At 51.3% G+C, this 7265-nt stretch carries 6 protein-coding genes and 2 rRNA genes; 1 reads left to right on the forward strand and 7 read right to left on the reverse strand.

Translation table 11 applies throughout. From position 1 onward, the window contains the following. The 3 genes from PQG80_RS28640 to PQG80_RS28650 all read right to left on the reverse strand — a co-directional run. Positions 1-242: ribosomal RNA gene (locus PQG80_RS28640) — 16S ribosomal RNA — on the reverse strand; the annotation flags it as partial. 349 nt (positions 243-591) lie between these two features. Then, complete coding sequence (locus tag PQG80_RS28645) at positions 592-1566, reverse strand: SLAC1 anion channel family protein (protein WP_271755265.1); 975 nt, start codon at positions 1564-1566, stop codon at positions 592-594. A gap of 119 nt (positions 1567-1685) precedes the next feature. Further along, positions 1686-2579 (reverse strand): LysR family transcriptional regulator, encoded by an 894-nt coding sequence (locus PQG80_RS28650; RefSeq protein ID WP_271755266.1) that lies wholly within the window; start codon positions 2577-2579, stop codon positions 1686-1688. A 132-nt stretch (positions 2580-2711) separates the two neighbouring features. Here PQG80_RS28650 and PQG80_RS28655 point away from each other — a divergent pair, with 132 nt between their 5' ends. Further along, entirely contained in the window at positions 2712-3812 is a 1101-nt protein-coding gene (locus PQG80_RS28655) for a GerAB/ArcD/ProY family transporter (protein WP_271755267.1), read from the forward strand. Here PQG80_RS28655 and PQG80_RS28660 read toward each other — a convergent pair. From PQG80_RS28660 to rrf, 4 genes are all read right to left on the reverse strand, one after another. After that, the gene (locus tag PQG80_RS28660) at positions 3801-4031 is read right to left on the reverse strand and encodes a hypothetical protein (protein ID WP_271755268.1); all 231 of its coding nucleotides are present in this window, start codon (positions 4029-4031) and stop codon (positions 3801-3803) included. The two genes, PQG80_RS28655 and PQG80_RS28660, sit on opposite strands and share 12 nt — an antisense overlap. Beyond that, positions 4028-5197 carry a Ger(x)C family spore germination protein gene (locus PQG80_RS28665; RefSeq protein ID WP_271755269.1) on the reverse strand — a complete coding sequence of 390 codons (1170 nt, stop codon included), beginning with the start codon at positions 5195-5197 and terminating at the stop codon, positions 4028-4030. The genes PQG80_RS28660 and PQG80_RS28665 overlap by 4 nt, the downstream gene beginning before the upstream one ends. Before the next feature lie 42 nt (positions 5198-5239). Continuing rightward, positions 5240-6835 carry a spore germination protein gene (locus PQG80_RS28670; protein WP_271755270.1) on the reverse strand — a complete coding sequence of 532 codons (1596 nt, stop codon included), beginning with the start codon at positions 6833-6835 and terminating at the stop codon, positions 5240-5242. Between the two features lie 342 nt (positions 6836-7177). Further along, positions 7178-7265 (reverse strand): 5S ribosomal RNA (rrf, locus tag PQG80_RS28675); the annotation flags it as partial.

Genomic DNA, 7265 nt, shown 5'->3' on the forward strand with positions numbered 1-7265 from the left:
CATCCCCAAGCCACAGCTTGCGCCGTGTTTCTCAACAAGGTCATGCGACCTCGTTGCCTATCCGGTCTTAGCATTCGTTTCCGAATGTTATCCCGGTCTTGGGGGCAGGTTGCCTACGTGTTACTCACCCGTCCGCCGCTAACCAAGTTCAGGAGCAAGCTCCTAAACAAGATCCGCTCGACTTGCATGTATTAGGCACGCCGCCAGCGTTCGTCCTGAGCCAGGATCAAACTCTCCATATAAGTGCTTTTGACGATAGACGTTTCGTTAGAAACGACGAAAGTCAAAATGCACAGGTGGTAGTTCGACTTGCTCATTTCATTGCTGGTATAACTTTTGCCTCCGCCTCGAAGGGCTTCAGCGTCCGTTTGTTTTAACGCTCGATGTTCAGTTTTCAAGGAGCAATCTCTTGCTTGGCCAACTCAGTATTTCTTGGCCGGAATAAGAATATACCATGAATCGATAGATAGGCGCAACAGGTTTATACTGGAAACACAGTGCGCCCCGTCTCATAAGAAAACCGATCCCTATGCAGGAATCGGTTTTTTCGAACTTTCAGATCTGCGCTTGCATTCGATGCCCGTTCACGGGTTAACCTTTAAGCAGAGATCCCCTGAACAGCACGTCCAACGTTCGGATCAGAAGAACGATAATGACGATGCTGAGCAACGCCAGTACGACCGCCGATACGGCGATTAACAGCCAAGACTGCACGTACATCGCGTATTTTAAAGCGGCGATGCTGAGCGCGGCGATCGGAAAGCTTACGGACCACCAGGAAGCGCCGAACGGATTCGACTTGTTGAATACCTTGAAGAAAAGAACTATAAATAAAAACAGGCCAAAGTAGAACAGGATCGAAGCGAACGAATCGATTCGTTGCTCGAAGTTCGTGTAGCCAAGAAAACCGACTTCAAACGGCGCGCTCATGATAAACAAAGAGGGCATTAATCCTGCCGGCAGCGGAGCATGATGGATCAATCGGGACAGGATCAAGGTGAAGAAAACTAAAGCCACGATACCGCCGATCGCGAGGGATAGCAGATTGATCTCATGCGCCCACGGGAAGGGCATGGTCCCTCCGGCCACCGCTATATCAATGGTACCCACCATCGGAATCAGGGAGGCCGGAACGGCGTTGCCCGGCTGATGATTCCCGTTTAACAAGCGCGCTACGAATATATAGCAAAGGATTAGCGTCGCGACGGTGCCGACGATCCAGATGATTTGCCCCGAAGTCGGACTGTAGTTGCCCACCACGGAGGATAGCAAGAGGACGGCAATCGAAATGGTGCCGAAGAAGTTGCCCGAGATGGGATGCGTAAATTCGTCTTTTACTTTCTGCGGATAATGTATCCATTTAGAAAGATACCCGGCGCTCATCGCGATAAATATGGCGAGCGCTAACGCGCCGATGATATCGGCGATCACCGTGGATGCACCGAATACCTCGTTTGCCTCTCTCCATGCCAATGACAGACCGGATACGCCCATCACCGACGCGAATAGATTGACAGGTAAAAATTGAATAGAACCCAAACTTCTTTGTTTCTCTGCGGCAGCCATAGAAATGCCCTCCTTTTCGCCTAGAGCGATTATCTCTGTTGCCCCATTGTATGAGAATCAAATCTACTGATCAATGTCATTGTTTCTATGGAAACGATAGATGAAAGCTATGATTCCGGTTACGTATCTTGTTTGAGCTGCTTTACATGCGCCGTGAGCAGTTCGATAAAACCTCGAGCAGCTTCCCCCATGTGTTTATCGCGCCGATATGCTATGCCGATTTCCCGGCTTAGGGTCGGATTCTGAATCGGAATAGGGAGCAAATCGTCGTAATCGTACATTTCAAAAAGCGTTTTGGACAATACCGTGCCTCCTGCGCCTGAACGAACGAGTTTAAATAAGGACTCGATCGTTGTCGTTTCGATCAGGGGATTGAGCGCTAATCCGGCCTCGGAGCAAGTCATATCGACCAATTGGCGGCACCGATGGGTTTCGGGGAACATCACGACCGGTACGTTGAGAATCTCTTCGAAATCAATGGCATTACGGCCCGCATAGGGATGGTCCGGCGTTACGACAAAATAAAACCGTTCTCTATACAGTGGTACCGTATGAATCCTCTCATCCTCTAGAGGCAAAATGGTAATGGCCAAGTCCAATTCATTCTGCAGAATGCGGTTATCTATATCTTCGACGCCAAAAATCTTAATCCGGACTTTGGGATAATCGCGATGAAAATCGAGCAGCAACGAGGAGACGAGCTGGTTGAGCTCGCCGGGCAGCGCTCCGATCGACAACGTGCCGCGCTCCATTTGCTGAAGCTCCTGAATCTGCTCTTTAGCGTTGGATAAATGGCCGAATGCCAGTTTACATTGCCTGTACAAGATCATTCCGGCTTCGGTAATCGCGACTTTTTTCCCGATGCGGTCAAACAGGAGGACGCCAAGCTCGTCTTCAAGAGCTTTGATCTGATGACTTAAGGACGGCTGAGCGATTCCCAGCTTTAAGGAGGCTTTAGTAAAATGCAATTCTTCGCAGGTCACGATAAAGTAATTTAAATGTCTAAGTTCCATCCAATCGGCCTCATTCCTACAGAAATAGATGTACATTCAAGTAATTAACTGCGGTCGGATGCCTGGATACGAATAAACGGAGCGCCCAGTGTCCAAACTTGGAAAAGAATCGCCGGAAATGGAGAAAACCACATGCAGGTATCAGAGAAGATTAGCGGGACTCAAATGGGATTCCTAATATTCACATTCATCATTTCCACGAATTTGTTAACCGTTCCTTCGTTCACGGTCATGTTCGGCAAGCAGGATGCATGGATTTCCGAGATTCTGTCCTCTGTGACCGGATTCGTGACGATTTGGGTGATGTGCTTGCTCGCGACGCGATACCCCGGAATGACGATTACGCAATATTGCTCTCAAATTCTCGGGAACTGGTTAGGAAAACTAGTGGCGGCCAACTACGCTTACTATTGGTTCGTGTCCATATCGACCATTACGACGCAGCATACGGGATTTATCAGTACGCTGTTGCTGCCGGAAAGCCCTATGCTCGTGATTAGCTTGACCTTCCTCGGCTTATGCGGCTTGGCTGCGGTGTTGGGGATTGAAGTAATCGCCAGATGCAATGAGTTTCTTACGCTTCTCATGCTCATTGTTTTTCTCCCGCTAATGGTTTTGACGATTACGGAAGCTAATGCCCACCAACTTATGCCGATTCTTGGGGACGGTATATGGCCTGTGTTGCAAGGCGTGATCAATCCCGGTGGCGGTTTTATGAATCAAGTATTTATTTTGGGATGGCTCCTGCCCTATTTCAACCAGCCTGGCAAAGCCCGCAAGGTTTCGATCATCGCGCTCGCCGGCATAACACTGTTGTCCGTGAGCTTGATTATGCTAACCATCATGATTCTCGGACCGTTGACTGGCAAGCTAACATTCTCGTTCCTCAGCGTCGTCCAGTACATCGGGATCGAGGGGTCCTTCGAACGCCTGGAGGCGATCGCGGTTTCCACGTGGGTTATCGGGTGTTTTATAAAAGTAACGGTGTCGGTGTTTATTTTCAGCCTGTGCGTAAGCCATTTGTTCGGATTGCGGCATTACCGCGACATCGTATTTCCGCTTACCCTGCTGTCCCTGATCGGGTCTTTCTGGATATTTCCCAATGCCTCCGCTTTGCTCAACTATCTTGCCTTCACATTCCCGGTCTTGGCTTTTATCAATCAGAGCCTTATCCCGATCTTGCTTCTGCTGATCGACTCGGCCAAAAGGAAGGTCGCCCCGTCATTGCGCTAGCAAGAACCGGCCGACGGGCTCGAGCAGACGCTGAACCGGAAGAATAAAGCTCGGCGGATGCCACCGCGCGAGCTGCAAGGAACCGATCGCGAGGGACACGGCCATGATGCAGCCGTATACGGCTGCTTCCTTTCTTTTCTGATTGTAAAGCAAAGATCGTATTCGAGCGATAGACCCGATTAGCCCGAGGATTAAATACCCGGTGATGTATCCGATCATTCTTTGATCTCCTTCTCGTCTAATTGCAGGGGAGGACCTACCATTCCGGCGCCGCCGATCGTCAGCTTTACTTGAACGTTGAGCTTGGCTTCGGCAAACTTACGATCCCACTGATTCTTTACCGCCTTCCATTCCCTCGGACTGTTCCGGTACAACGCTTGGCCAAAACCGACGGCATCCGCGTCGAATTGCTTTTGAAGCTTGTTCAAGGCTTCCGAGACTTGCTTTTCCGCGGCTTTCTCAAGTCCATGCTGTACAAGCGCGACATTTTTCGGCCGGGTGACATCCAATTCCGTATTATTCTCGATAATCGTACCTTTGCCTTGAAGCAGGAGTTTGAATTGCATTCGATCACCGTGGGTGTCGATCGAGATCTTCCGGCTGGCATAGGTTATCAAGATCCCGACGTTTCCTTTGGTACCTGGAATTTCCGCGTTAATCCGGCCGTCCTTCATATGATTGGTCGCCCAATTCAGTCCATCTGTTTCATAACCGTCCAACAGTCCGACCAATTTTAATTGCTTAAACACGCCAGACCCCGAGAGCTTGAACATGCCGGGTTTGTTTTGGTCCTTTCCTTCCGATTCGACCTCGATAACGCCCATGATCGGATCGATCCCCCGACTCGTGGCGGATATGAAAAAGTCCCGCAGGTTTACCGCGACTTCGGTTTGTTGACCCTCCATTTCTTTGACCGCTTCCATGGGAACTTGATCAAATGGGTATTTCGTATCCAGGACGCGGCTCGCCTCTCCTCCCTTTACAAGCATAATGTAGGTTCGTAGCCGCTGGCGCGGATCATGCGCGAAGACGTCAAGCACGTTGTTTATTCCGTGACGACCCAGCGATTCCCCGATAAAGATCACGCTGCGATGAGCGGTAAAAAGCTTTCGCGAGCTCTTCTTCTGAATCATGGCAAACGCCTCGTTCACATTCTTCCCGTTCGCGGCCAATACGAAAAACTTTTGTTGCGGCCCCTCGCCTGCACCCCCTCCTGGCGTAGAAGAGGGCAAGGCAATCTGGACCGTCAAATGATATTCGCCGCTCTCCGTCAGATCGAAGGCCGTCCCTGTGATAAACGCCAGGTCGTTGATCTCCGTCCGGTCCCAACAACCGCTAAGGAACAAGACGGACAAGAGTAAACCGATGTGCAGGAGTCGCTTCATGCCGAGGTTCCTTTCCCTCCGTAGGTCATCGCGTGCGGCTTGCTAGCTGTTCCCGGATGGACGTCTGCCCCGGTACGGACCGGGTTTTTGACCCGCCGGCTCGCGGACCAGATCAGCATTTCCCGTTGCTTGTTGACGATGCCTTTTGGCCCATATCGGGGCTCGTATGAGTATATCCTTGAGGCTCGATAAATTGATGGGAGCGAGCGAGGACAGGTACGGAACGCCGAATGAACGTAACGAGGCTAGGTGCAGCACGATGCCGAGAAATCCGAGAACGATGCCGTACAGACCGAGCGTGCCCGCCAAAAACAGAATGGGAAATCGCAGCAGCCGGACCCCGCTCGCAAAGCTGTAGCGCGGAATCGTAAACGTGGCGATCCCCGTGATCGACACGATAATGACGACCGGTGCGGATATGATGCCGGCCTGCACGGCCGCCTGCCCGATGACGAGCGCTCCTACAATACTGATCGCTTGTCCGATTTGTTTGGGCAGCCGAATGCCCGCCTCCCGCAACGCTTCAAACACGATTTCCATCAACAGCGCTTCGAACAAAGCCGGGAAAGGGACGGCCTCCCTGGAGGAGGCAATGCTCAATACCAGATTCGTCGGAATCATTTCCTGATGGAATGTCGTTACCGCCACGTATAAGGAAGGCGCGAAGATGGCAATGAAGATGAAAAGAAATCGGATCCATCGAACAAACGTAGCCACGGGCCAGCGAATATAATAGTCCTCGCTCGCTTGTAGTCCTGTCCAGAACGTCATGGGAACAATTAAAGCGAACGGCGTGTTGTCGGTTAAAATGGCCATCTTGCCTTCCAGCAGCTCTGCGGCGACAACATCGGGTCTCTCCGTGCTGTGCGTTTGCGGAAATGGGGAGTATGGTAGATCTTCAATAAACTCCTCGATATAACCGGAATCCAGAACCGCGTCGATCTGAATCCGGCTCACCCTGTCGCGGACTTCCTCGATCAGCGAATCGGCAGCGATCCCTGCAATATAGACAAGGACGACTTGGGTCTGAGACAGCTCTCCGATCGTGACGGTCTCCATCTTAAGTCTAGGGGTTTTGAGTCTTACGCGAAGCAAGCCCATGTTCGTGGAGATATTCTCGATAAATCCATCCCTGGGACCGCGGATAACGGGTTCGGAAGAAGGCTCCTCCAGGCTCCTCTGCTTCACCCCGTCTGCATTCACCATCAGGGCTTGGTCGTCGGATTCCATTAGAACCACGGCATATCCGTTTAACATCTGACGCACGATCTCATTGATTTCGGACGAACGTTTCGTGTGTCCTGCGGAGATCATTTGCTCGTCCAGCGATTTTGCGCTCCGTGGTGAGGCGCGTGCAACGTCGTCTTCGCGATGGGACATCGCCGGTTGCAGAATATGATCGTCGATGACCTGTTCATCCACGAGACTGGCGATATAGAGAACAAGCCTACGCTGCTGTCCGGCAGGTCGTATCTTGCGTAGGACCAGATCGGAGCAATCCGTGAATATGCGACGGAACGTCGCTTCGCTGCGGTCCAGATCGGCAGTCAACACACTGGCTTCATCCCCGTCATGCGTTTCCTCCGGCAAGGTTGGATACTCGGGTTTCTTGCGTATCCATTTCCGCAACCGTCTCACTAAGATGCCTCCCTAGAGTAACTCCAATGGCTATATTTTTCCTAACAGCGGCTAGAAATATTCGATTCCAGCCCGAGGCTGCCTATATACGTACGTCGTCTGATAACCGGTAACGTGCCGATTATGTAAGTTCATGGACTCAACCTGTTCTTAGTGGACCCAGAATATGCTATTTGTATTCAGCACGCTTTGCCGCCTTCATCGAACGTCTGCAACACAGCCAAATAACTGACTCGAAAACATCTGTATCATTACCAAACTTCACCCATATTCCCACACCAATTCCACACACAACAAAAGAACCACCCTCCGAAGAAGGTGGTTCTCTTGCGCTGCTTGTCGGCCTGGCGGCGTCCTACTCTCCCGGGACCCTGCGGTCCGAGTACCATTGGCGCTGGAGGGCTTAACGGTCGTGTTCGAGATGGGTACG

The sequence above is a fragment of the Cohnella rhizoplanae genome (assembly GCF_948329515.1).
GTDB classification, from domain to species: Bacteria; Bacillota; Bacilli; order Paenibacillales; family Paenibacillaceae; genus Cohnella; species Cohnella rhizoplanae.

Coding starts and splice junctions, on each gene's coding strand:
- PQG80_RS28665 (WP_271755269.1), bottom strand. CDS start 5,197: ATGAAGCGACTCCTGCACATCGGTTTACTCTTGTCCGTCTTGTTCCTT.
- PQG80_RS28645 (WP_271755265.1), bottom strand. CDS start 1,566: ATGGCTGCCGCAGAGAAACAAAGAAGTTTGGGTTCTATTCAATTTTTA.
- PQG80_RS28650 (WP_271755266.1), bottom strand. CDS start 2,579: ATGGAACTTAGACATTTAAATTACTTTATCGTGACCTGCGAAGAATTG.
- PQG80_RS28660 (WP_271755268.1), bottom strand. CDS start 4,031: ATGATCGGATACATCACCGGGTATTTAATCCTCGGGCTAATCGGGTCT.
- PQG80_RS28655 (WP_271755267.1), top strand. CDS start 2,712: ATGCAGGTATCAGAGAAGATTAGCGGGACTCAAATGGGATTCCTAATA.